At 43.0% G+C, this 23,413-nt stretch carries 21 protein-coding genes and 1 pseudogene; 7 read left to right on the top strand and 15 right to left on the bottom strand.

The annotated features are described in order from the left end of the window. The first annotated feature begins 11 nt into the window (after positions 1–11). From A3CY_RS0114460 to rsxA, 4 genes are read left to right on the top strand one after another with little or no spacing between them, the layout of a single operon-like run. Entirely contained in the window at positions 12–989 is a 978-nt protein-coding gene (locus A3CY_RS0114460; protein ID WP_018338644.1) for an RnfABCDGE type electron transport complex subunit D, read from the top strand. A 23-nt stretch (positions 990–1,012) separates the two neighbouring features. Continuing rightward, a complete protein-coding gene (locus A3CY_RS0114455) occupies positions 1,013–1,606 on the top strand; it encodes an RnfABCDGE type electron transport complex subunit G (protein WP_040371872.1) in 594 nt (197 codons plus the stop codon). A gap of 21 nt (positions 1,607–1,627) precedes the next feature. Further along, positions 1,628–2,215 carry an RnfABCDGE type electron transport complex subunit E gene (locus A3CY_RS0114450; protein ID WP_018338642.1) on the top strand — a complete coding sequence of 196 codons (588 nt, stop codon included), beginning with the start codon at positions 1,628–1,630 and terminating at the stop codon, positions 2,213–2,215. 30 nt (positions 2,216–2,245) lie between these two features. Continuing rightward, positions 2,246–2,821: an electron transport complex subunit RsxA gene (gene rsxA, locus A3CY_RS0114445; RefSeq protein ID WP_018338641.1), complete on the top strand. Its 576-nt coding sequence runs from the start codon at positions 2,246–2,248 to the stop codon at positions 2,819–2,821. 51 nt (positions 2,822–2,872) lie between these two features. On the opposite strand, the gene A3CY_RS0114440 is transcribed toward rsxA, so the two are convergent. After that, a complete protein-coding gene (locus A3CY_RS0114440; RefSeq protein ID WP_026207700.1) occupies positions 2,873–3,529 on the bottom strand; it encodes an HAD family hydrolase in 657 nt (218 codons plus the stop codon). A gap of 133 nt (positions 3,530–3,662) precedes the next feature. Here A3CY_RS0114440 and A3CY_RS0114435 point away from each other — a divergent pair, with 133 nt between their 5' ends. Beyond that, on the top strand, positions 3,663–5,060 hold the full coding sequence (locus A3CY_RS0114435; protein ID WP_018338639.1) for a CCA tRNA nucleotidyltransferase: 1,398 nt from the start codon (positions 3,663–3,665) through the stop codon (positions 5,058–5,060). A 22-nt stretch (positions 5,061–5,082) separates the two neighbouring features. Here the strand turns inward: A3CY_RS0114435 and A3CY_RS0114430 are convergent, their stop codons facing one another. The 4 genes from A3CY_RS0114430 to A3CY_RS0114415 all read right to left on the bottom strand — a co-directional run bounded on the left by A3CY_RS0114430 (position 5,083) and on the right by A3CY_RS0114415 (position 7,740). Beyond that, positions 5,083–5,613 (bottom strand): hypothetical protein, encoded by a 531-nt coding sequence (locus A3CY_RS0114430; RefSeq protein ID WP_018338638.1) that lies wholly within the window; start codon positions 5,611–5,613, stop codon positions 5,083–5,085. 148 nt (positions 5,614–5,761) lie between these two features. Then, a complete protein-coding gene (locus A3CY_RS0114425) occupies positions 5,762–6,130 on the bottom strand; it encodes a hypothetical protein (protein WP_148375196.1) in 369 nt (122 codons plus the stop codon). A 67-nt stretch (positions 6,131–6,197) separates the two neighbouring features. Continuing rightward, positions 6,198–7,115, bottom strand: coding sequence for a carboxypeptidase-like regulatory domain-containing protein (locus A3CY_RS22140; protein WP_155828360.1), 918 nt, complete (start codon positions 7,113–7,115; stop codon positions 6,198–6,200). Continuing rightward, positions 7,087–7,740, bottom strand: a complete 654-nt coding sequence (locus A3CY_RS0114415; RefSeq protein ID WP_018338635.1) for a radical SAM protein — start codon at positions 7,738–7,740, stop codon at positions 7,087–7,089. Before A3CY_RS0114415 ends, A3CY_RS22140 begins: the two co-directional genes overlap by 29 nt. Before the next feature lie 272 nt (positions 7,741–8,012). Here A3CY_RS0114415 and A3CY_RS23535 point away from each other — a divergent pair. Then, a pseudogene (locus tag A3CY_RS23535) lies at positions 8,013–8,144 on the top strand (Rpn family recombination-promoting nuclease/putative transposase); the annotation flags it as partial. Positions 8,145–8,866: 722 nt separating this feature from the next. Here A3CY_RS23535 and A3CY_RS22995 read toward each other — a convergent pair. The 7 genes from A3CY_RS22995 to A3CY_RS0114365 all read right to left on the bottom strand — a co-directional run bounded on the left by A3CY_RS22995 (position 8,867) and on the right by A3CY_RS0114365 (position 17,409). Continuing rightward, complete coding sequence (locus tag A3CY_RS22995; RefSeq protein WP_018338632.1) at positions 8,867–9,034, bottom strand: hypothetical protein; 168 nt, start codon at positions 9,032–9,034, stop codon at positions 8,867–8,869. Between the two features lie 120 nt (positions 9,035–9,154). Further along, on the bottom strand, positions 9,155–9,691 hold the full coding sequence (locus A3CY_RS0114390) for a hypothetical protein (protein WP_018338631.1): 537 nt from the start codon (positions 9,689–9,691) through the stop codon (positions 9,155–9,157). Positions 9,692–9,694: 3 nt separating this feature from the next. Further along, positions 9,695–10,330 (bottom strand): fasciclin domain-containing protein, encoded by a 636-nt coding sequence (locus tag A3CY_RS0114385; RefSeq protein ID WP_026207699.1) that lies wholly within the window; start codon positions 10,328–10,330, stop codon positions 9,695–9,697. Positions 10,331–10,336: 6 nt separating this feature from the next. Continuing rightward, positions 10,337–12,022 (bottom strand): RagB/SusD family nutrient uptake outer membrane protein, encoded by a 1,686-nt coding sequence (locus A3CY_RS0114380; protein ID WP_040371883.1) that lies wholly within the window; start codon positions 12,020–12,022, stop codon positions 10,337–10,339. Between the two features lie 5 nt (positions 12,023–12,027). Then, entirely contained in the window at positions 12,028–15,462 is a 3,435-nt protein-coding gene (locus A3CY_RS0114375) for a SusC/RagA family TonB-linked outer membrane protein (RefSeq protein ID WP_240388163.1), read from the bottom strand. A gap of 144 nt (positions 15,463–15,606) precedes the next feature. Next, positions 15,607–16,776 carry a FecR family protein gene (locus A3CY_RS0114370; RefSeq protein WP_081619472.1) on the bottom strand — a complete coding sequence of 390 codons (1,170 nt, stop codon included), beginning with the start codon at positions 16,774–16,776 and terminating at the stop codon, positions 15,607–15,609. A gap of 93 nt (positions 16,777–16,869) precedes the next feature. After that, positions 16,870–17,409, bottom strand: a complete 540-nt coding sequence (locus A3CY_RS0114365; protein ID WP_018338626.1) for an RNA polymerase sigma factor — start codon at positions 17,407–17,409, stop codon at positions 16,870–16,872. A 128-nt stretch (positions 17,410–17,537) separates the two neighbouring features. On the opposite strand from A3CY_RS0114365, the gene A3CY_RS0114360 reads away from it, so the two are divergent. Then, on the top strand, positions 17,538–19,112 hold the full coding sequence (locus A3CY_RS0114360; protein WP_018338625.1) for an ATP-binding protein: 1,575 nt from the start codon (positions 17,538–17,540) through the stop codon (positions 19,110–19,112). Between the two features lie 89 nt (positions 19,113–19,201). Here A3CY_RS0114360 and A3CY_RS0114355 read toward each other — a convergent pair whose 3' ends face one another. The 3 genes from A3CY_RS0114355 to A3CY_RS0114345 are packed head-to-tail and all read right to left on the bottom strand — an operon-like array spanning position 19,202 to position 23,391. Then, the gene (locus A3CY_RS0114355; protein ID WP_018338624.1) at positions 19,202–21,505 is read right to left on the bottom strand and encodes a Gldg family protein; all 2,304 of its coding nucleotides are present in this window, start codon (positions 21,503–21,505) and stop codon (positions 19,202–19,204) included. Between the two features lie 6 nt (positions 21,506–21,511). After that, positions 21,512–22,432 (bottom strand): ABC transporter ATP-binding protein, encoded by a 921-nt coding sequence (locus A3CY_RS0114350; RefSeq protein WP_018338623.1) that lies wholly within the window; start codon positions 22,430–22,432, stop codon positions 21,512–21,514. A gap of 38 nt (positions 22,433–22,470) precedes the next feature. Next, positions 22,471–23,391 (bottom strand): zinc-binding metallopeptidase, encoded by a 921-nt coding sequence (locus A3CY_RS0114345; protein ID WP_018338622.1) that lies wholly within the window; start codon positions 23,389–23,391, stop codon positions 22,471–22,473. Positions 23,392–23,413 lie beyond the last annotated feature (22 nt).

The raw sequence follows: 23,413 nt of genomic DNA, 5'->3' as shown, positions 1-23,413 counted from the left end.
ATTTATAAAGTATGAGTAATTTCACCATATCACCCTCCCCTCACATTCATAGCGGGGATTCGATAGAAAAAAATATGTACGGAGTATTGATTGCCTTGATCCCCGCTTTCATCTTTTCTATCGTGTTTTTCGGGATAGGAGCCATACTGGTAACGCTGACCTCCGTGGTAGCCTGTCTGATCTTTGAATTTATTATCCAAAAATACCTGATGAAGCAACGCCCCACGGTTTGGGACGGTTCGGCAATCATCACGGGAGTATTGCTAGCTTTCAACCTTCCTTCCTCTCTTCCCTTGTGGATCGTGATTATCGGGGCATTAGTCGCCATCGGTATCGGTAAAATGAGTTTCGGGGGATTAGGAAACAATATCTTCAACCCGGCACTCGTGGGACGTGTATTCCTGTTGATTTCGTTCCCAGTGCAAATGACTTCATGGCCTGTACCTAATGGATTCTCCACCGTGGATGCGGTGACGGGAGCAACCCCGTTAGCGATTGTGAAAGAAGCCGTGAAAAACGGGCAGTCCGTGACAGACGCACTTGCTTCTACCGGACTTTCATCCAGTAACATGATTATCGGTAACATGGGAGGTAGTTTGGGAGAAGTTGCCGCCATCGGCCTTCTGCTCGGTTTTGCCTATATGCTGATCCGCAAGATCATCACTTGGCATATCCCCGTGACCATCTTCGCCACGGTTATCGTGTTTGCCGGCATATTGCATTTGGTAAATCCCGTGCATTTTGCCGATCCCCTGTTCCATCTTTTCACGGGAGGTATGATGTTAGGAGCGATCTTTATGGCAACGGATTACGTGACCTCCCCCATGACGCATAAAGGCATGATTATCTATGGTGTAGGTATCGGGGTATTAACCGTGATTATCCGCGTATTCGGAGCCTATCCGGAAGGAATGTCATTTGCCATATTGATTATGAACGGATTCACGCCGCTAATCAACAGATATTGTAAACCCGCGAGATTTGCATAATTGACGATTTAACGATTTAACAGATGGGAAAGAAATTAGAATCGAGCTTTAAGAATATGGTACTGGTGTTATTTCTGGTAACACTAATATCCTCCGCTGCCGTAGGAGTTGTCAACTCACTCACGGCAGGATTAATAGAAAAGGTACAAATCGAAAAACAGACACAGGCAATACGTGCCGTGGTTCCGGCTTTCGATAATGACCCGATGACAGACAAATACATGGTGAAAGCTTCTGACAACGAAGAAGCGGTCGAGTTTTACCCTGCCAAACAAAATGGAGAATTAGTGGGTACCGCCATCAAAACTTACACGAACGACGGGTTTGGTGGAAAAATAGAATTGATGGTCGGTTTCACCCCGGACGGCGTGATTTACAATTATTCCGTGTTGAGTCACAAGGAAACACCGGGATTGGGTTCCAAAATGGATTCTTGGTTCGTGAAAGGCGCGAAAGGCAACATTATCGGTAAAAACCCGGGAACAAAAGGATTGCAGGTTTCAAAAGACGGGGGTGACGTGGATGCTATCACGGCAGCAACCATTTCATCCCGAGCCTTCTTGGACGCGGTAAACCGTGCCGCCCGAGCGCTAGACAAAGATTCCAAACAAAAGTAGAACAATCGAAAAAATAAAGATATGAACAACTGGCAAAACTTTACCAAAGGGTTCTTTAAAGAAAATCCGACCTTTGTACTGTTGCTCGGGATGTGCCCCACGCTAGGGGTCACGACTTCGGCAATCAACGGCTTGGGTATGGGATTGGCTACCGCCTTCGTGCTCGTGTTATCCAATCTCGCTATTTCACTCGTGGCAAACTCTATCCCCGATAAAATCCGTATCCCCGGTTTTATCGTTATCATCGCGGCATTCGTTACCGTGGTAGACATGTGTATGGCAGCCTATCTGCCCAGTTTGCACGAATCATTAGGATTATTCATCCCGTTGATCGTGGTAAACTGTATCGTGTTGGGACGTGCCGAATCATTCGCCTCCAAGAACAAGGCGATTCCTTCCATGTTGGACGGTTTGGGTATCGGCTTGGGCTTCACGATGGCTCTGACCTTATTGGGATGCATTCGTGAAGTATTGGGTAGCGGGAAACTTTTCAACATCACCCTGTACAGTGAAAACTACGGGATGATCGTTTTCGTGTTAGCCCCTGGGGCTTTCATCGCACTAGGCTACCTGATCGCCTTTATCAACAGAATAAGAAAAACCAATTAAAAAATCATCCATCATAAATCGTAAATTATTATGGAATACATATTTATATTCATAGCCGCAGTATTTGTCAATAATATCGTATTGGCACAGTTCTTGGGAATCTGCCCGTTCCTCGGGGTTTCCAAGAGTGTTCCCACTGCACTCGGTATGACGGGAGCCGTGACTTTCGTGATGATTTTAGCCACGCTGGTAACCTTTATCGTGCAAAAAACAATACTGGATCCCTTCGAAATAGGATTCATGCAGACCATCGTGTTTATCCTAATTATCGCGGCTCTCGTGCAAATGGTGGAAATCATCCTGAAAAAAGTGAGCCCGTCACTTTATCAGGCTCTAGGGGTATTTCTTCCCCTGATCACCACAAACTGTGCTGTATTGGGTGTTGCTATCATGGTGATTCAAAAGAACTATAATTTATTGGAATCCGTGGTTTTCGCTGCCTCTACCGCTATCGGTTTCGGGCTTGCCCTAACTATCTTTGCCGGTATCCGCGAACAGTTGGAACTGACCTCTATCCCGAAAGGCATGAAAGGCACTCCTATCGCGTTAGTCACCGCCGGATTATTAGCCCTGGCATTTATGGGATTCTCCGGAATCGTAAAATAAGAATGATGTGATTATTCAAATAAAAAACGGCAGCCCGAAAACTGCCGTTTTTTATTTGAATAACCATAAATCTTCAAATTCATCATACGTGTATCCCGTGAAATCCGGGAGTACCCAATCCACCATTCCTTGAATTTTTTCTGCCGGGTTCGTGGTAGCCAATCCGACAACTTTCATGCGGGCATTGCGTCCGGCTTCAATACCGGCAAAAGAATCTTCAAAAACGCAACAAACATCCGTTTCCATCTGCAACTCTTTCGCCGCCAACAAGAAACATTCCGGATCCGGTTTGGATTTCGTGACCTTATCCGCCGTAATTATTCGTTCAAAATACCCGGTAAACTCCGGGTGAGCCTTCAAAGCGTATGACATTTTCATGTCATTGGAACTAGTCACCAAAGCAATCCTCACGCCATGATCCAACAATACCCGGATAAAATTCTCCACCCCAGGCACGTAAGGATAACTCATTTTCTTCTCGAACTCGTCCAATTCCCGAGAAATTTGTTGCTGCAAATCCATATCACCCCCGAAATAATCCTCCAAAATCTTCTCCGTCGTCATCCCTTTGATCTTCTTGTAAAAATCAGGCATTCCGGGGTGATAACGCTTTCCTTGTTCTATCCAAAAAAGGTCGTATTGCCCTTCCGTGTCAAGCACCACCCCATCCATATCAAATAATGCAGCCAATCGTCTTTCTCTACCCATCATAATCTTAAAAATATTCGCGAATATATCGAAAAAGTAGTCCTCCCGTAAATCTAAACCAAATTATTTGGTCTGTAAGGGATAACTTGGTAATTTTGTACGCGAACAACTTTATAAAGTTTATCTATAAAATATGCAATTAACTCATCCGATTTTTAAAGTCTTATCCGAAATAGCGACAGCAAAGGGGTTGGAAATATACGTGATTGGAGGCTATGTACGCGACCTTATATTAAGACGTCCTTCCAAGGACATTGATATTGTGGTTTTGGGTAGTGGCATTGAATTGGCTGAAACTGCGGCAAAACAACTCGGCAATCTCAACGTTTCCGTTTTCAAGAATTTCGGGACAGCTATGTTCCGCTACAAAGGAATGGAGATTGAATTCGTCGGTGCACGCAAAGAATCTTATCAAAGGGATTCCCGCAAACCGATCGTGGAAGAAGGTACGGTCGATGACGACCAGAAACGCAGGGATTTCACGATAAACGCTTTAGCTATTTCCCTGAACCAAGAAACCTACGGACAATTAGTCGATCCATTCGGCGGGATGCAAGACCTGAAAGACGGGATATTACGAACCCCTCTCGATCCCGTCATCACGTTTTCGGACGATCCGTTACGTATGATGCGGGCGGTACGTTTTGCCTCACAATTGAATTTCACGATCGAGGCTATTACTTTTGAAGGCATCATCGCTAATAAAGAGCGCCTGAAAATCGTGTCAAAAGAGCGTATCATGGACGAATTCAATAAGATCATGGCATCTCCCCGTCCTTCTGTAGGCTTGAAGTTATTGGAACAAACCGGATTGCTGGATGTATTCTTTCCCGAGCTAACGGCTCTCAAAGGCGTGGAATCCGTGGACGGGATCGGTCATAAAGACAATTTCTATCACACGCTGACCGTACTGGACTCCGTCAGCCGGGTGTCCGACGACCTGTGGCTCCGTTGGGCTGCCTTGCTCCACGATATAGCCAAGCCAGTGACCAAGAAATTTATACCGGGACAGGGATGGACATTCTACGGGCACAACCATGTCGGCGAGCGCATGGTAGGCAAACTATTCAATCGGCTTAAACTTCCCCAGAACGAGAAGATGAAATACGTGCAAAAACTCGTATCCCTGCATATGCGCCCGATTGTTTTATCGGAAGAGATCGTAACCGACTCGGCTGTCCGCCGTCTTCTATTTGACGCCGGGGACGACATCGACGACCTGATGACTCTCGCGGAAGCCGATATTACTTCCAAAAACGAAGTAAAAGTCCGTCGTTTCATGCAGAATTTTCAAATCGTTCGCCAGAAACTGAAAGAGGTGGAAGAAAAAGATGCCATTCGTAATTTCCAACCTCCGGTAAGCGGCGAGGAAATCATGGAAACCTTCAATTTACCACCATGCAAAGCTATCGGTGATATAAAAAATGCCATCAAGGAAGCTATCCTCGAGGGCATTATAGGTAATGATCCCACGGAAGCCCGTGAATATATGTTCAAGGTAGCTGCCGAATTGGGAATTCAGAAACAATAGAAAATGGGGTTATCCCCATTTTCTATTTTAAGAAGTAAGCTATTTGTTTTGCTGGAGTTCCCTCGTAAACTTTCACCTCAGTCCTCGGCACATCATTGTAAGGAACAAACTCCATCACCTGCAATAAAGCGTATTGTTCGTCTTCACTACAAAAAACTTCCAGGCTCAAATTAGATTGGTCGGCACGGCTCAATGACTGGAGATCATCAAACTTGTTTTGCTCGATAATATTGTACAACTGAGAAGATTGGTTCGCGGCCACGTACACTTTGTGCTTCTTCATGGCTTTTCCCGTCGGCTTGTACACGTAACGTTCTTTCTTGATAATAAATGCCATAATTCCCCAACCCACAACAGCCAACCCAATCATAATAATGATGGAAGAGAGCGTATCGCTCTGTGCCGTATTAATATGATTTGCGCCAACCCAAAGAATGGCAGCTCCCACGAGCAACAACCCTAAAGGTTTCACGGGTGATTTTTTCTTTTTCTCTACTTTTCCTTCATCTACTTTTAGGATGACATCATCAATATAGTCAAATTTAGTTTCCATGATATTAATTTTATGTATGATTATTTTATTCAGAATACTGGCAACACTCCTTTAGACCAGTCCCGTCCCGTGTATTCGATAGCGACACACGAAAGCATCCTTTACCCGTTCACGAGCGAGCAAAGTTTTCCCACAAAATAAAATTGAATCATACAATGATTTCACGTAAGGCAAAGACATAGTATCCACCGTCCTGTCTTAACGCGAAAGAGTCGAGATAATCATTTTCGACATACCTGAAATAAGGCGTAAGTATTTTTCTATATTCCTCGACCTGAAGCGAAAAACTATTCCTCTGCAAATAACGGCAAGTAGGCTGTACGTTTGAAACGTCATGTGCCACGTTCACCGGTAATGCGTTCCCGTTCATCGCCGTCAGCATAGCTAACCGTTCGAAAGCCTCCTTTTCATTAGAAACAAGCCGCTCCTGCCTCACCGCCTTTTCCACATAGCGAGAGGTATCCATCTGTTGTCCGAGATAGACTACCGCTAAAATGAGCAGAATACAATATTTCATGAAAGCTTTCATACCACTATTTACGAAAAATATGATGCAAAGATACGAAATCATTCTAAATTGATCGCTACTTTACACTACGTTTTTTATCTTGGATTTCTCTTTTCAACACCACTTGCAGTCCTTTCGCATTCTTTTTCTTGACTTTCACCCTTTGCGGCAAATATCCCTCCTTGACGAACCAAAGTTTCTTGTGCCCTTTTTGCCAAAAATCAAACATTCCCCGGTGGTAAACATATTGCACGTGGATCTCCTTTTTACACCGTTTCCGGTAAATCTCGACACCAGACAAGAGAATCCCGTTCTCGTCCACGACACACCCGTCAACATGAAACCTTCTTCGACGTTTTGTTACAATGTCATCCGTTTTAAGAGTTGCAACACCTGAAATAGCATATCTTCGAGTATATTCAAAATAGCTATCCACCCCAATTTCGTCTATCACGAACACCTCTCGCCCCAACACCACCCGCAAATCAGGAATACCCCCTCTCGGCACCCAAATCTCCTTCGTTTGAAACCCGACAAACGAAACACATATCGGCAACGATCCCGACACGCACAACGTGAAATATCCATCCTTATCGCTGCAAGTTCCCCTCGCAGTTCCTTTTTCCACGATATGCGCATTCTCCAACGGATTCCCCACGCTATCCGTGACCCGACCTTTCACGAGTACCTTCCCCGCTCTCACGTGAACCGTTTCCACCCCGACAACATCCCCCTCTCCCGCAGCACACACCGCTTGCGGAAGCCCCAACAACCCCACGGACAACCCGACCAACGAGACCACCTTACCCGCCAAACGCCTGTGTTCCAAGGCTTGCGTCAGATAACGCACCTCCTCCTCGCATTTGGGACAAGTACCCAAACAATCCCCTTTATACTGGCATCCCGAAACGATATACTCTATGTCGTTCGCCTCGGCAATTTGTTTGCGGATCTCTTTCAAGATTCTACATGTTTGTTTTCCTGGAGTCATCATACCTGTCTATTATATACGTGAAAAGATCAAAATGCTTTACCCCCATCCCTTCCAACTGCCGACAACTCTCCATCCGGTCACTATCGGTATTATAACCGGGAATAAGGGGTACGCGTACAATCATATCTCCCGCCCGTCCCCGTTCGATCAATAAACAGAGATTACGGATGACAGCCTCGTTATCCATCCCCGTGTATCGCTTGTAAATAACGGGATTCATATCTTTAATATCAATAATAAAACGATCTACCACCGGAAGCAAACGCTCTATACGCTCCCGCTCCACGTTCAACGAAGTTTCCAAGGTCAACAGCCACTCCCTCCCGCAAAGCTCCCGGAACTCCCGGATAAATTCACTCTGTAAGCACGGCTCCCCTCCCCCGAAAGTCACCCCTCCACGAGTTGCCAGAAAATAAAGGGCATCCACCTTCACCTCGTCATACAACGCGGCACAATCATACCGTTTCCATTGCCTTCCCTTGTCCCTCGATTGGGGGTTCAAGCAATGCCGACAACGCAACGGGCAGCCGTGAAACGCCACCAACGTGGAAACTCCTTCGCCATCCGTTTGAAGACGGTGACGAGCAATTCCGATAACTTTTGGCGATAATCCTGAATCACTCATCTATCACATAGCATTTAAGGTTATATTTCCAATAATACAATTTTCACAAAAATAATCTTTTTCTAAAAAAATAAAACGAGAAAACCTTTTTTCCAACGGGTAAATCACAATGATTTTAGTATCATCCTTGAAATAAACGCCCAAAAAGCATTGTACGAAAAATTGCACTTCGATCCAATTTCACTAGTTCTTTTTTCGATTTCCATTTTTGCTATTTCAACTTTGATCAACAATTCTGTGATTGTTGAATAATTAACAAATAAAATAACGCCATGAAATACTTGGATCCCAAGGCTGACCTACCCTTTAAATGCGTCTTCGGGGAACATCCCGACTTGGTGATGAGTTTACTCAACGCCCTGCTTCCACTCGCACCCGGGCAGGAGATCTCGGACATCGAGTACCGAGAAAACATTGTTCTACAGTGCAGAGCAGAGAGGATTAGCCAGCGGGGAGGAAAAAGGGAGAGTGGAAGGAAGAGAAGAAGAAAAAAGGACGATCGTCCATAACATGAAATCATTCGGTATCTCACCGGAATCCATCGCCCAAATGGGGCTACCCCAAGAAGAAATTGAGGCCTTGTAATTTTAGTTTTTCACTAACCTGCACGGGAGGCGGTCTCCGGGGACGGGTTATACATGTTTACCTGTTATTTTTCTCCATGTGGACCACGATCATTTTAGTGCCGTCCTTGAAATAAATAAAACAATCATCCCGATCCGCTTGCAACCAGGCAATTCTCGAGCACAAGACCATCCGGTAAGTGTCATTTTCCAGACAAAAAACGATCACTTAGATAACGATCACTTACCACAACAGCATTACTTGCCGGGAGGCTGTTTTCCATTCCTTTATCATTTTGTTTCTGTTCCATAATATTGCAATATTATGTCCCGAGCAACAGGTCTCCCGGCAGATGTCTTTAGCTATCAAAAACTAGGGCACCTTCCTCGCATATGCGAAAAAGATGCCCCGGCGAAAATAAGAAACAAGCAATTTTCTCTCGAAAAGATAGCAAGTACTAATCCTTACAACTAATTTTTCGGTTCAAATATCACATCCATATCCTTCCATAACTCCCGCGCAAACTCGAGAAATCCCCTGTGTCTGTTCATCCACGACCTTCTCAAACTACCTCGTATCGACCTAGTTCCGCCCGATTCAGCCCGGTTTTGTAATACAACACCAGTTTTTCCCGCCAGTAGACATTACTTTCCCGAGCTTCTCTCTCCTTCTTCTGGGAGAAATTCAACACCATCATCAACTCGTCACGGGACAGCACTTGCTGACACATCCGCTCTAGTTCACCGTAAACGATATCCTTCTATTTCCCAGCTCTCGACGGGTCGCATTAAAATTCCACAACCAAATCATATCGTACAACGGATTAATAAACAACGCTATCATTTACAATTTACTCAATCACTATAAAAGTAAACACATTTGTCACGACTTGACTATAACCAGCATTTGTCAAACGTATAGAAACATGATACTTACCCGGAACAGCATTATTTTTCAATGGATAACTCATGTAACCTTTTCCTCGGATAATCAATTCATTTTTAAATACCCGTGCAGCCTCATCCCCTGCCGTAGAAGTCACAGCCTCAACTTCAAACGTGATAGGTTCCGTGCCTTCGTACCCCTGCAAGTACAATGTTTGCCAAGGAGAATTATTTTTTACACGAACATAATATTCATTCTCTTTTTGAATTGTTGGGAATATCCCGTTTTGTTCCAATTCTTGCGGAGTTTTTCCTGCATCTATTCCAGCTTCATAAGCCGGATTAGAAATTGTGATATACTCGGATTCCGGCACGTTTTTCAATACAATCAAACTATCTGGATTATAGCCTGCATTTTCTGTTATCAAATATCCCTCTGTCATATCACGACAAGAATAAAGCGATAAAAATAAAACACTTACAATAATTATCAACGTTCTCATATTTTATTCTATTACCATTTGACCTAATGTAAAACTATAATGTAACGAATGTACCACACAATTATTAGGTTCGATGTTAGACGAAGCAATTTGTATTTTCCTACGTCCATCAATGGAAGACAAATGAATGCTTGTCAAACCAAGTCCCATCGCCCCATTATAATCATCCGTGTAAGTACACATCCACATGCGATTACCATTTAATGTGGTATACATCCTACCGTCCTTACCAATAATACTCCCATCAATTTCTTCCCCCTCAGGAATATCTTCCATCATGTGTTTTCCATCGATAACGTGTTGCAATAGAATCTTTTTACACCAAGCGGGATCCAACTCGCTGATCGATCCATACCCATTTTGCAACAAATAACGACGAATAGAATGGTTCGTAGGTCCAAGGAAAGTGATTTCCGGATGAGCAAGATCCTTTCCCTCGAAGAGCTGAACCATATCTGCCCCCGCATGACGTACCATTAAAGCAGTAGAATCCCAATCATAACTATGTTGCTCCATGTATTCCAAGAGGCTACAATCATGTCGTCCATTACAGATTCCCGAATCGTAATAATTGTTTTTCGTACAAGCCGTGAACCACAAACAAGTAAATATTCCTATATATAAAGCTAATCTTTTCATATCACATTAATTATTTTTTCTATCCCAATATACATTTTGTCTCATCAAGTCATTATTATCAAAAGCCTGTTGACCAACTATCAAATAAAGAGCCCCGTCGTGAATATCCTGATCCGTGAGCGTCGCAAATGCTGGAGGTAATTCCGTGCGCACGTAGTCCCAACCATTCCGCACGACATCATAATAACGATGCCCTTCAAACATCAACTCTTTCTCTCGTTCCCGAAAAATTGCCTTTTGCAAATCACTAGCTAATCCCCTTGCTTGATCGTCTGCGCAAGGATAATCACGACTATTATTCCCGTATGCCCGCTGGCGAATACTATTCAAATCCTCGATAGCTCCATTCCTATCTGGATTTGTCTTTCGAACCCGGCATTCTGCCCTCAACAAAATAATATCAGCCAAACGCCAATGAATTCGGGCCTGGTCCATCATAACAAAACTCTCTGTCGGAGACCAATCATATTTCACATAAAAAGGATAACGGAATTTAGCGACCAATGCTTTTTTTATACTACCATTGGCATAACGAGAATCAATCCTTTCATTTTTCTCCAACAATTGCTTCATCTGTACCGTAGCGTGTCCATCCCTATCATACAAAAAATACTTCGTTTCCAAACCATCATCTATACTATAGCATTGTTTCACCACATTCGTAAGAGTATCTCTAACCACGTAAAAATAGTCCGCATCTATACCCCCAAAATAAGCATCCCTACGCTTATCCGACTTTTCAAACATATCATTCACTGTCGTCTTGTAAATTTCAAAAGTATATGACGTATTGGGCATCTTGTAACTTTCAGACATAATCGGAAATCCTACATAATCAATACTTTGATAGAGAGAAGTATTTTGAAAAAAACGATTAACACTTCTGTCATTACTAAATTCAAAAATACTCTCGCCACTGTTTCGCAACATCACTTCGGTACAAACTTTTTCCGGATCCGTCGCCAATTCATAATACCCGGTTTCTCCCTCAATAATCATCGTGCAGTACTTTTCCGCCTCTGCCCAATATTCAGGTTTCTCCTCGATCGCCGCCCGCCAAGCATACAAATGAGCTAACAAAGCAGCGGCAGCCCCCTTACTTCCATATTGTTTCTGGGGTCGGGCCGTTCCAGTGTAATCTTTTAATTCCTCAAATTTCGGTAAATCAAGGGCTTTTAGCGCATAATCTGTTGCCACCTCTAACACCTCCGGGATCGTACTCTTAGGTAATTTTTCCAAATCGTAAGTAGCCCCTCGTTTGATCGGTACTTCCCCCCAGAATTTTGCCAGTTGAAAATAAGTCAATCCTTTCGCAAAATAGGCTTGTAACACGTAAGGCTGCATCTTTTCAGGCTCGGGGAAACGACTGACATTCTCTATTATCATATCGGCATAGGATAAAGTTTTGTTATACATTAATGTCCAATTATTCGTGTACCCTGCTAGATTCCGAAGATTCACGTACCAAGAATTCGTGATATTATCAGCAATACAACCGATCATATCATGAGCATCCCAAGCTACATTCTTCATGGAACTTTCCAAACTATTTAACAAAGCCTCAGCATCTCGTTCTGATTGAAAAAAAGACTCATACGTTAATGTATCTTCCGGGGCAAGATCAATCAAATCCGTACAACCCACGGTAAAGAACAATGTCAATACTACTACTATTTTTTTATATATTCTCATTTTCATTAAAAATTAAGCGTTAAACCTAAAGTCCATTTGCGAGGCAACGGGTAAGCACTACCGTCATCCAATCCCGTGTAAATATCCACTGTCTCAGGGTTTGTCTTGTAAGAATAGTTAGTTAAATAAAATAGATTCTCAACTGTGGCAAAAATTCTTACCCCAGAAAAATGAGCTTGTTTTGCGACCTGCCCCGATAGATTATATCCCAAAGTCAATTGCTTTAAACTGAAATAATTGACACGCTCTATCTTGGAAGCAAGTAAAGATTGAACGGGAATTCCGTATTGCGGTAAATCAGCATGCGCACCCTCTTCCTGCCAAAATGTATAATTGCGAATATCCGCATTCTTAACATTATCAATAGAAGTAAGCGAAACACACCCTGTATTTAAGATATGTCGTCCCAAAGAATAATTACACAACATGCTCAAATCAAAGTTTCTCCATTTCACCTCATTTACCCATCCACCATAAGCCACAGGCAGAGCAGAAGCCGCATAATAATTATCTCCATAACCAACAGCCCCATCTTGATTCAAATCTTCAATTTTGTACGAACCGACCAATCCACTCGGACCGTTCGTGGAATTCTGCCCCAAGTACACAGGCTGTCCATCTGATTTGTAATAAACTGGGACTTCCTCCTCTGACTGGTAAAAACCATTATCTTTATAAACACTAATTTGATAAAGCGGTTTACCCAATATTAGAGAACCTTTGTCTTTATCATCGTACGATTTCCTAAAACGATTCCAGTTTCGAGAAATATTGAATTTCATTCTCCAGTTCAAATTCTCCCCTCGAACAATATCACCTGTCATTTCCAGTTCCAGCCCCTCGTTAGATATTTCCATGGCGTTTCGTATAAACACGTTAAAAGCATTCACGTTACCCGGTGCATTCACGGTATAAAGCAATGATTTCGTCAATTTATAATAATAATCCAATTTGACTCCCAGACGATATTCAAACATATCTAGATCAAGCCCTAAATTATATTGTTCCGTTTTCTCCCAAGTCAGATCGGGACTCACGGAAGCTTTCGCTACAATTCCGGCATTCCCATCAAACGACACTCCCGTTTGCTGCCCGAGCGACCCATAAGCCAAATATTCATCAGAAAAAACCTGTCCTGAAGTTCCAAAACTTGCTCGAATTTTCCCCCAATTCAGCCAATTAGCGGTATATTTTTTCACAAAACTTTCATCAGAGAATGCCCACCCCAAGGCAACAGAAGGAAAATTTGCCCATTTATTATTTTCCCCGAAAGTCGATGAACCATCCCGACGAAATCCCACTTCTAGCAGATAGCGTTGTTTGTAATTATACCCCATGCGCCCGAAAAAACTAACCATCGACTTTTCCCGGAAACTCGATGAATAGGATGTCAGAGACAACCAATTAGGATTACTTTCCGTCCCATAATTATAAATGGAACTATTTTCGTCAGCATTGTAATAATAAATATTGTCTGTTGCCTGACGACGCCCATAACCCAATATTCCCATTTTTTGCTCCTTGTTGGCATTATATCCCAACATAATGTCCACGCTATGCACATCATTAAAAGAAGCGTTATAATGCAACAACTCCTCCGTAGACAACTGTGCCGTACGGAATACGTTGCCAGCAGATGTATTTTCATTGGCCGTCCCGCTCAATGTACTCGGTGTAAACTTGTTCAAATTCGCTTGCGAGTAATCCACATTAGCCGATGCAGAGATTGTCAACCCTTTCCACAAACGATATTCTAGGAAAGCACTAGTCAAAAGACGGTAATCATCACTCCTGGTAACCATCCCTTTAGAATATTTTAACCACTCATCTTCCATCTGTCCGTTCCCCTCCAACAAAGTGCTTTGCGTACGCGGATCCACGGAGATTCCCTCGTAACCTCCGCGGGAAATACTATTTCCCAAGTTCACGTTCTTATTCACGTAAGAAAGGTAAACCCGAGCTTCCATTCGCAAACTCTCGTTGGGAGAAATAGACACATTAGAAATTAAATTGGCTCGAGAATAATTACTGTTAATCATGATTCCGGTTTCATCGTAATAACCTATTCCCACCATATACGAGAACTTTTCCGTTCCCCCGGAAGCCTGTACATTAGCATTCACGACTTTTCCCGTACGAAAAGCATACTTCCACCAATTCGTACTATTGTTATAAAAAGGATTTAAACTATCTTGCAATTTTTGTTTATAAGCAATTTCTTCTTGCCCGTATCCCCAAAACTCGTCATACACGCCTCCAAATGCCTGATAAGTTTCTACATAAGAACTCGGATACACCATGGAATTATTTTTCCAATCATAATAAGCTTCTTTGTGATTTCGCATGTACAAAATATCGAGCCATCTTTCCATACGCCCACCGGTTTGCTCCGGATAAGCCATTAATTGAGAGACAGAGTAAGAAACATTCGCCGCAAAACTTGTTTTACCCGCCCGGCCCTTTTTTGTCGTGATCATAATTACGCCATTACCGGCACGTGACCCATAGATAGAAGCCGCGGCAGCATCTTTCAACACTTCAACCGATTCTATCATAGAAGGATCCAAGTCTGCTAGAGTATTCGTTCCCGTTACAGGAGAAACGAATGAATTCATCGGGATTCCGTCTACCACGTACAAAGGTTGTCCATCACTAGCCCCCTGTACATCTATTAAAGAATTAAATCCACGAACGGCCACTACCGCAGCACTACCCGGTGCTCCAGACTGATTTACGATCTGCAAACCAGCCAAACGTCCTTGTAGCATGGAAGTAATACTAGCAGAAGGGAGCTCTTTCATCTCTTCCGCTTTCACGGATGAAATAGCAGAAATCATTTCCCGTTTATTCTGTGTCCCGTAAGCCCGAACCACGACTTCATCCAAATCCGAAATTTCCTCTTCTAGTGTTACACGTAATGTATCTGTTTTTTCGGTGAACTCTACAACTTGCTTCTTAAAACCCACGAAAGAAAATTCCAAAGCTCCTTTTAACAAAGGCAAATCAAGCGCAAACCATCCTTTCGCATCCGTGGCCGTACCCAAAGACACCCCCACGATCTTCACAGTCACTCCCGGCATTGGCTGCTTTGCCATATCATACACGAATCCTTTCACTCGAACTGATTTCTTTTCCTCTTTCACCTCTTGCGGTTGAATCACGATAACATTATCTTCGATCCGGTAAATAAATCCCATACCTTGAAGCGCCTCGTCCAACACCTGTTGCACCGTGGCATCCTTCACGTTCAAGGATTTCACCCGTAAATTTCTCACGTCATCCACGTTATAAATAAACGTGAACGAGGTGTTTTTTCTAATCGTGGAAAACACTTCCGTCAAAGAAACGTTTTCCATCGAAAGAGTTAATCTTGTATCCTGCGAATAAGTCGTTGCCGACACCGACACGGACAACAAGAAAAAAAGCACAAAAAATTTCATAGTCAACAACTTTTTTCGCAGCCTTATTTTCATAAGACCACTCGAGTTACACTTTTTTTTCATAACTTTGTTTCTAAATTTTACATTGAATTAATTATTGAATGTATTCCGACAGGTAACGTGGGGGCGTTGCCTGTCTTTTTTTCATTCACACACGCATATAGTTTTATCTTTTATCTCAAATTTTACACGTTTAGTCTGTTCTATTCTCCTCAATATCTGCTCTATATTCTCGTAGCGTTTCACTTCCACGGAGAATTTCATGGACTTCAAACCCGGGTTCACGTAAAAAATATTCACGTTATACCAACGAGCCATAGCATCCAAAATTGTTTCTAAGTCCGTATCCTCAAAACAGAAAATTCCCTCACGCCACAACGAATAATTCCGAGCCTCAACCCGTTTAACCTCAAATCCGGACTTCCCTGCCTGCCATATACCTTGTTGATTAGGCGTCAAGGTCACGCTATCTATTCCCTTTTGTAATTGGACTTTTCCCTCGACCAAGGTAGTAACCACTTTTTCATTGTACGCCGAAATATTAAAACTCGTACCCAGGACCCGCACATTCACCCCGTTTACCGCCACAATAAAAGGCCTGCCTGCATCTTTTGCCACCTCGAAATATCCTTCTCCTGTCATCACCACTTCCCGCCGATTTCCCGCAAAACGAACGGGATATTTCAAGGTTGATTCGGAATTCAACCAAACCCGGGTACCATCTGACAGTTCCAAGGCGAACTCTCCTCCACGAGGCACGACTAACGTGTTATACCTATCCCCGGTCAACGGCATCTCCACGGTATCACACCCCGTGTATTTCACCATTTTGTCCGATGTTTGAATTTCGGTACCTCCCGTTTCTTTTATACGCAAGCGTGTCGTGTCGTTCAATTCCACCTTACGCCCATCGGCCAATTGCAATTGAGCCTTCACGACGCCATGAGTGATGGCAGCCGTCCGCACGGGTACTTGCACCCGCGGTGTTTCCCGGTTCATCAGCCAAAAAGCCGTTATTGCCAATGGAAGTACAATCGCCGCTGCATACTTACTCCACGCAATGCGCCGTTGTTTCCTGATCCGTCGTTTCGCTCGCTCCCAATAGGCATCCGTCATCCGACGTCCCGCGGCTTGTTCCTCCCACACCCTGTCGTTTGCTTCCAACGACATTTTCAATCGCCCGTACTCCTCTTGATGCCGCCCGTCTTCCGCAAGCCAACGGGATAATTCCTCCCGTTCCCCCTCACCGATCGTTCCCGCCAGTTCTTTCGCGATCAACCGGGCAATCCTCATTCGTCGTTCTAATAAATCCATATATCTATTGCTATTTTACCCTAGAGATTACTTTAACACGAAAGTGGGTGGGTAGAACAACAAAAAAAATTCAAAAAAAGACGATTTTAACACTCAATCCCCCAAAAGGAAAGTCAATACCAGGAAATAATTTTTTGATAATAAACCTCTTAATGTTACGTAAGCCGACTTTTTCAAATCTTTCACCGTGTTCACGGAAATTTGCAACTCTTCGGCGACCTCCGTATTATTCATACCTTTTAGGTTCATTTGAATGATTTCACGAGTCCGGGGAGGCAATTGCTCTATTGCCGCATATAAAATCCGTATGGTTTCCTGCCGGGTCACCTCTTCCAAAAAATTGTAATCATCCGTATCATTTTCATCCAATTGCGCGAAATAATTCTCCACCGCTCGCTGATGTTTACAATGGTTCCAGTATAGATGCCGTGCCACCGTGTATAAAAAAGCCTTCCCGAATTCCACCGAAACAATCTCTCCCCGCCGCTCGAACACCCGCATGAATGCCTCCTGTGCCAAATCTGCCGCTAATTCATCGTCACCCGTGTAACGCCGCATAAACGCCTGCACGGCTGGAAAATTCTCCCGGAAGAATTTCTCGAATTCCTTATCTGACTTAATTACAACACCCATGATATCGCAAAAGTAATGATTCTCTCATAATATCCCCAAATGAAGGATCAAACTTTTCTGCTCGAATCACCGGCAAAATTTCAAATATAAACACTACTTTTGCATAAAACAAACATAAAAACGGAGCCATGGACACGCTAAGGACATTACCCCCTAAATTCCCGATCGGGATTCAGAGCTTTCAAAAACTACGGGAAGAAAATTTCTTGTATGTAGATAAAACCGCTCTTGTCTACAGGTTGGCAAAAATGGGAAATCCCTGTTTCCTTAGCCGTCCCCGTCGTTTTGGCAAAAGCTTGTTGTTATCCACGCTTGAAGCGTATTTCCTGGGTAAACGGGAATTATTCCAAGGGTTAGCTATCGAAAAACTAGAACAGGACTGGTTTGAATATCCGGTACTACATCTCAGTTTAAATGCGGAAAGATACGATGCGAAAGAAAAACTAATCAATCTTCTCGAGAGCCAGTTGACAGCATGGGAAAATCGTTATGGTATCACGGATATTAATTCCAGTTACTCCATTCGTTTCATGACGGTAATTCAAAAAGCGTTTGAAACTACAGGGCGTCGTGTTGTCGTACTTATTGATGAATACGACAAACCTTTATTACGAAGCTTTGACAACCCTCAACTACAACAAGATTTCCGGGAGATACTCACCGCTTTCTACACGGTTCTCAAAGATGCCGACCCGTGGTTGCAATTCGTTCTAATCACGGGGGTAACGAAATTCGCCCAAATGGGAATATTCAGCAACCTTAACCAGTTGAACGACATCAGTTTTGACGTGGAATACAATACCTTGTGCGGCATGACCCAAAAGGAGATTGAAACGACATTTCCCCCCGAATTGGAACGCCTGGCACAAGACAACCGCATGACCACGGCAGAAGCCATAAACGAACTTGCCCGACGGTATGACGGTTACCGCTTCACTCCATGGAAGGAATTTACCCCGATGTTCAACCCGTTCAGCGTGCTCAACACACTACAAAAGAGAATGTTCGGCAGCTATTGGTTCGCCAGTGGCACCCCGACCTTCCTCGTTGAAATGCTCAAGAAAACCGATTTCGATTTACGCCAATTGGATAGTATTGAAGTTCCCGCCGCCTCACTCAGCGACGACCGGGCAGACATCAACAACCCCATTCCCATGGTATACCAGAGCGGTTACCTCACGATCAAAAAATACGAGGAAGAATTTCAAACCTATACACTGGGGTTTCCCAATGAAGAAGTCAAATACGGTTTCCTCAATTTCGCAGCTTCGTTCTACACGCCTGTTTCCGAGAATAACACGGCATTCTATATCGGCAAATTTATTCGAGAACTCCGGGAAGGCGACGTGGAAGCCTTTCTTACCCGCCTGCGTTCCTTCTTTGGGGACATTCCTTACGAGTTAAACGACCAAACGGAACGCCATTACCAGGTCATCTTTTTCATCGTGTTCAAACTTTTAGGACAATACACCCAAACAGAAGTTCGAAGTGCCCGTGGCAGAGCCGATGCCGTAGTCAAAACAAACGACTACATATATGTCTTCGAGTTCAAACTTAACGGTTCGGCAGAAACCGCCCTCCGCCAAATTGAAGAAAAAGGATACCTGATCCCCTACACGGTCGACAAGCGGCAACTTGTAAAAGTCGGTGTTTCATTCAATAAAGAAACACGTAACCTTGGGGAATGGATTATTGACTTTTAAAGGTGTGTCGCCCATCTCATTTTATTACATGGATAGCAACACACCTTACTTTTTTCCTTAAATCAAAGAAATTTCCCTATTCAAAAAATTTAACGTCCTCTCCTTCTCAACCAAATTACTATTGCAAAAATCAAGACAAAACAAGGCAAGAGCCATTGAAATACCACGGAAATCCATCCCATATCATCTCCTCCGATAAGCAGATTATTATCGGGGAATACCGGTCTACGCACATCAATCGGCACTTCCCCATCAGACAACCAAAAGAATAGACTCTGAACAAGAGTAAAATTCGAAGCTCGCACACCTCTTCGTGCCGAACTTAATTCTCCATTGGAAAGACAATCCGCATCACCCAAAATAGTAATCTTTTGCTCTTTTTCGCCCACGTTGCGAGTCAAAACCAAACCAGTCACATGCCTTCTCTGTTCTTCCCCACGATTGCTGTCAAAAGTAGCCTTTTGCTCCTCGTTCATAAAATCAGTCGTCTGCAACTCATTCCAAGAAAGTGAATCCGTCGCGAGAAGTTCTGTTACATGAAATCCCTTATCTGTCGAATATTCCAAACCAACAGCATCAGGCATAGAAACGACAGCTCCCCAACGACGTAATCCATCTAACAAATACAATTCAGAAATATCTTTCACACCTATCATCGGACGGGATTGCGTTAAATTTGAATACTCTCCGGAATTTGCCAAAATTCCCGGCACAAACTTCACCCCGAAACGTTCCAACAAAGAACTTGTAATATCACGTCTTTTCGGTTCTGTCGCGATTACTAAATTATCTCCACGTTCAATATATTGTTCTAAATTACGTTGTTCCTCCTCGGTAAACTTTTGCAGAGGATCTGCAATCACCAAAATCCGGATATGCGCCGGAAGAGGTTTTTCCAAAGTTACCTCCTCGACATCAAAACCTTGATTAATCAACGCGGGACGAAATGACTTGTAATTCACAAAAGCGGAATAACTGCGATTATTATCTTCTTTAATCGAGCGTTCACCATGCCCTCCCAAGAAACCCACGACCGGTAGTTTCATCGTGATTCGTTTAAATGCCGCGGTAATTTCCGCTTCAGAAGGTAATTTCTCGAAATCATTAAAAATTCTAAGAAACGTCCGCTCACCATTATCCCGGACCAATTCCCGCACAAATCTCTTACCCTCTCCGGAAAGATCCACTAATTTATCTACTTCACCCGGCTTCAAGAATAATTTACGATTCACCTTGTACAATTCCATCAACCGCTCTGCCCGTTCTTGAGTTGTCATGTTAGGGAAGCGCTGCTCTAAACTCGGATTATATATGGAATCATAATAATATACATATTTCAACTTGATCTCCGGTTTAAAACGCAAATAATGGCTAAAACGAGACATATCCATATTCACAAAACGAGGGAAAGCTATTGATTGCCCCACTTCGTCAAACAAATTCACGTAAGTTGTAATCGTCAATCCCCCATCCATCTGTTCTATCACTTTTTGACTATTAGGAGTCAACGTGTTGGCTTTCGTTGTCGTGGCATCATAATAAGATTTCATGACCGGCCGGGATGTAATATATCCCAAAGCCACCGTAATGACAAAAATCACAACGTACTTACTAATGGAAGTCGTCCAGGTAGCTTTTTGTCTACAAGCCTGCAAACGAACAATCGTCAATGAAAGGAAAAGCAATATTACAATTAAAAAATAAAGCACGTCTTCGCTACCTATAAAACCATACAGGAATGAAGTTGAACGTCCTGACATTGAAAACCAATAGGTAATATCCCGCACAAACTCAATATCTTGCCACATCATCTTGACATAGTTTAATACGGCAAGAATCGCCAACGTTCCTATTGCGGCAACAACCTGATAGGCGGTCAAACTTGACATGAACAGTCCGATGGCAGCATAAGTACATATCAACAAGTACAATCCCAACATACCGGTCAACAGCCAACGCCATTCCACGTTTTCGATCACGCAACAACCAAAAATCACGTATATACCAACAATAGCAATCAATATCAAAGCATACACCAACATGGAGAAATACTTCCCTAAAATAATCTGGGTGTTAGTCACCGGAGACGAATAAAGCAATTTGATTGAACCGCTACTCAATTCTCTACTCATCAACCCCATTGTCAACAAGGGAATATACAGGTAAAGATAATTCTGAACGTTAAACAGGAGTCCTCCTGCCGGATTGGCAAATAAATCCTGAGTCAACATCGGAGTACGATACCCCAACATCATCTGTGTTACACGCATGTCCAAGGCGGAGGTAAACGCCAAGCTAATTTGAAATACAAAAATTATAATAATAAGCCAAGCAATTGGTGAATAAAACAATGTCTGTAACTCCGTTTTTGAAATCTCGTAAATTTTCCTCATACCCTATTATTTTTTTGACAATTCTGCAAATATATCATTCAATGAACTCTTCTCGAGATTAATCTCTGTCAACCTCCAACCTCGATTCACACATGTTTCCACGATCTGTTCCAGCGCATCGGAAGAACGTTCAAAAAATAAACGATACCGCGGACCACCCAACTCTTCGACCCGAATTACCCCCGGGAGTTTTAGCAATTCAACCCTCGTTGGCATAGCCATCAAAGTCGCAACCGCCGAATTAGGGGTTATGTAATTGTTAAAATCATCAACAGTTCCCGCGAATACAACATGTCCTTGTTCTATCATACGAATATCATTACACAATGCCTGAACTTCCGAAAGCATGTGAGTCGACAACATCACCGTGCGTTCTTCCGCGATTTCTTTCACCAAACGGCGAATTTCCAGAATCTGATTAGGATCAAGCCCATTGGTAGGTTCATCCAACACCACGAAATCAGGATTGTGTATTATAGCTTGCGCTATCCCCACCCGTTGGCGGTATCCCCCTGACAAATTTTTTATCACACGCTTTTTAAAATGAGAAATCGCACAACGATCCATGACCTTATCTACCGCTTTTTGCACCTCTCTTCTTGGCACATCACGCAATCCCGCGCAATAAGAGAGATATTCATTTACGGTCAATTCCGTCTGCACAGGCGGATTTTGAGGCAAAAATCCGATATAACGTTTCGCTTCCACCGCATGCTCCGTCATGGAGATACCCTTTATCCAAACATTCCCTTGCGTGGGTCTCAACACCCCACACATGATATTCATTATCGTTGATTTTCCCGCTCCATTGGAACCAAGCAGACCAAAAATTCCCCTTTCCGGTATCTCAAAACTAATATCCTTTACAGCCCATTGCACACTATAACGATGCGATAAATTCTCGATCTTTAAAACTGCATTCTCCATAATTTATTATATATAAAAAATCATCCCACAAACGACTCTCACTCCCCGAAAGTTGACAAATCGTTGCTTATCTTTTGCAAGTCAATTTGATAATTGTTTTTAAAATAATCTATCACCATATTATACTTTTGAAGTATTCTCTTTTGCGTATCTTTGCTCGGGTGCAAATAACCATACTCCCCGTCAGAAATCAACTCATCGTACGGATGATCTACAATCGCGTCGATATACGAGAACCAGTCATCTTGTGGTGTCGTTGAATTTTCCCAGTTAAGAAAACCATAAAAGTGAATATACTTTTTATTATTCGTATTCGAGAATATCGTATAGTTACTAACCTCGGCAAATTCCGACGTTACCGGCAAATCCAAATGATCCAAGAATACCCGATGTAGCGATCTCTTGAATTCATATTTCTCAGCCTGGGTCATCTTTTCTATCCGACTGCTACCATAAGTAACCATAATGTAATCAATGCCGCGGCGCACCAAATAAGTTGTATTCAAAAGTTCCACGGGTGTTCCCAATCCGCTTTTTGCCGAATACAAACTATCAGCCAAGAAAACCTTTAGCGGCAAGCGTTTCAAGAATGCATCGGGATAATACTTCAACCATAATTCCTGCAACAATTCCACCTGTTTTCCCACCCACGCTTCATCCGAAGGCACGTAAAAAAGTCCGCTTGCCGTACTGTCTTGCTCGGGGAAATACGTTCCATTTAGATATTTATCTTTGTCATAATAAACATCTACCGGATTATATTTATAGAGAAATAACGTATTGTATTTCTCGAACATTTCCACGATTATCTTATCGTAATCATGATCTCCTTGCGGCAAATCATACTCGCTATACACGTTTTCCTTTTCCGGTGAAGCGTGTAAAGAGTCTTCATGATAACATCCTGACAAACCCCAAGCAAGGCACAATATCAATAAACTATATTTCATCTTTTCCATTTTCATCCAAATTAATTAATAC

Source organism: Butyricimonas synergistica DSM 23225 (assembly GCF_000379665.1).
Classification (GTDB): domain Bacteria; phylum Bacteroidota; class Bacteroidia; order Bacteroidales; family Marinifilaceae; genus Butyricimonas; species Butyricimonas synergistica.
This window is presented reverse-complemented; position numbering and strand designations above follow the sequence as displayed.

Excerpts from the sequence above, each read along its gene's own strand:
- A3CY_RS0114460 (WP_018338644.1), top strand. The coding sequence starts at position 12 with ATGAGTAATTTCACCATATCACCCTCCCCTCACATTCATAGCGGGGAT.
- A3CY_RS0114455 (WP_040371872.1), top strand. The coding sequence starts at position 1,013 with ATGGGAAAGAAATTAGAATCGAGCTTTAAGAATATGGTACTGGTGTTA.
- A3CY_RS0114450 (WP_018338642.1), top strand. The coding sequence starts at position 1,628 with ATGAACAACTGGCAAAACTTTACCAAAGGGTTCTTTAAAGAAAATCCG.
- rsxA (WP_018338641.1), top strand. The coding sequence starts at position 2,246 with ATGGAATACATATTTATATTCATAGCCGCAGTATTTGTCAATAATATC.
- A3CY_RS0114440 (WP_026207700.1), bottom strand. The coding sequence starts at position 3,529 with ATGGGTAGAGAAAGACGATTGGCTGCATTATTTGATATGGATGGGGTG.
- A3CY_RS0114435 (WP_018338639.1), top strand. The coding sequence starts at position 3,663 with ATGCAATTAACTCATCCGATTTTTAAAGTCTTATCCGAAATAGCGACA.
- A3CY_RS0114430 (WP_018338638.1), bottom strand. The coding sequence starts at position 5,613 with ATGGAAACTAAATTTGACTATATTGATGATGTCATCCTAAAAGTAGAT.
- A3CY_RS0114425 (WP_148375196.1), bottom strand. The coding sequence starts at position 6,130 with ATGAAATATTGTATTCTGCTCATTTTAGCGGTAGTCTATCTCGGACAA.
- A3CY_RS22140 (WP_155828360.1), bottom strand. The coding sequence starts at position 7,115 with ATGATGACTCCAGGAAAACAAACATGTAGAATCTTGAAAGAGATCCGC.
- A3CY_RS0114415 (WP_018338635.1), bottom strand. The coding sequence starts at position 7,740 with ATGAGTGATTCAGGATTATCGCCAAAAGTTATCGGAATTGCTCGTCAC.
- A3CY_RS22995 (WP_018338632.1), bottom strand. The coding sequence starts at position 9,034 with ATGTGTCAGCAAGTGCTGTCCCGTGACGAGTTGATGATGGTGTTGAAT.
- A3CY_RS0114390 (WP_018338631.1), bottom strand. The coding sequence starts at position 9,691 with ATGAGAACGTTGATAATTATTGTAAGTGTTTTATTTTTATCGCTTTAT.
- A3CY_RS0114385 (WP_026207699.1), bottom strand. The coding sequence starts at position 10,330 with ATGAAAAGATTAGCTTTATATATAGGAATATTTACTTGTTTGTGGTTC.
- A3CY_RS0114380 (WP_040371883.1), bottom strand. The coding sequence starts at position 12,022 with ATGAGAATATATAAAAAAATAGTAGTAGTATTGACATTGTTCTTTACC.
- A3CY_RS0114375 (WP_240388163.1), bottom strand. The coding sequence starts at position 15,462 with ATGAAATTTTTTGTGCTTTTTTTCTTGTTGTCCGTGTCGGTGTCGGCA.
- A3CY_RS0114370 (WP_081619472.1), bottom strand. The coding sequence starts at position 16,776 with ATGGATTTATTAGAACGACGAATGAGGATTGCCCGGTTGATCGCGAAA.
- A3CY_RS0114365 (WP_018338626.1), bottom strand. The coding sequence starts at position 17,409 with ATGGGTGTTGTAATTAAGTCAGATAAGGAATTCGAGAAATTCTTCCGG.
- A3CY_RS0114360 (WP_018338625.1), top strand. The coding sequence starts at position 17,538 with ATGGACACGCTAAGGACATTACCCCCTAAATTCCCGATCGGGATTCAG.
- A3CY_RS0114355 (WP_018338624.1), bottom strand. The coding sequence starts at position 21,505 with ATGAGGAAAATTTACGAGATTTCAAAAACGGAGTTACAGACATTGTTT.
- A3CY_RS0114350 (WP_018338623.1), bottom strand. The coding sequence starts at position 22,432 with ATGGAGAATGCAGTTTTAAAGATCGAGAATTTATCGCATCGTTATAGT.
- A3CY_RS0114345 (WP_018338622.1), bottom strand. The coding sequence starts at position 23,391 with ATGGAAAAGATGAAATATAGTTTATTGATATTGTGCCTTGCTTGGGGT.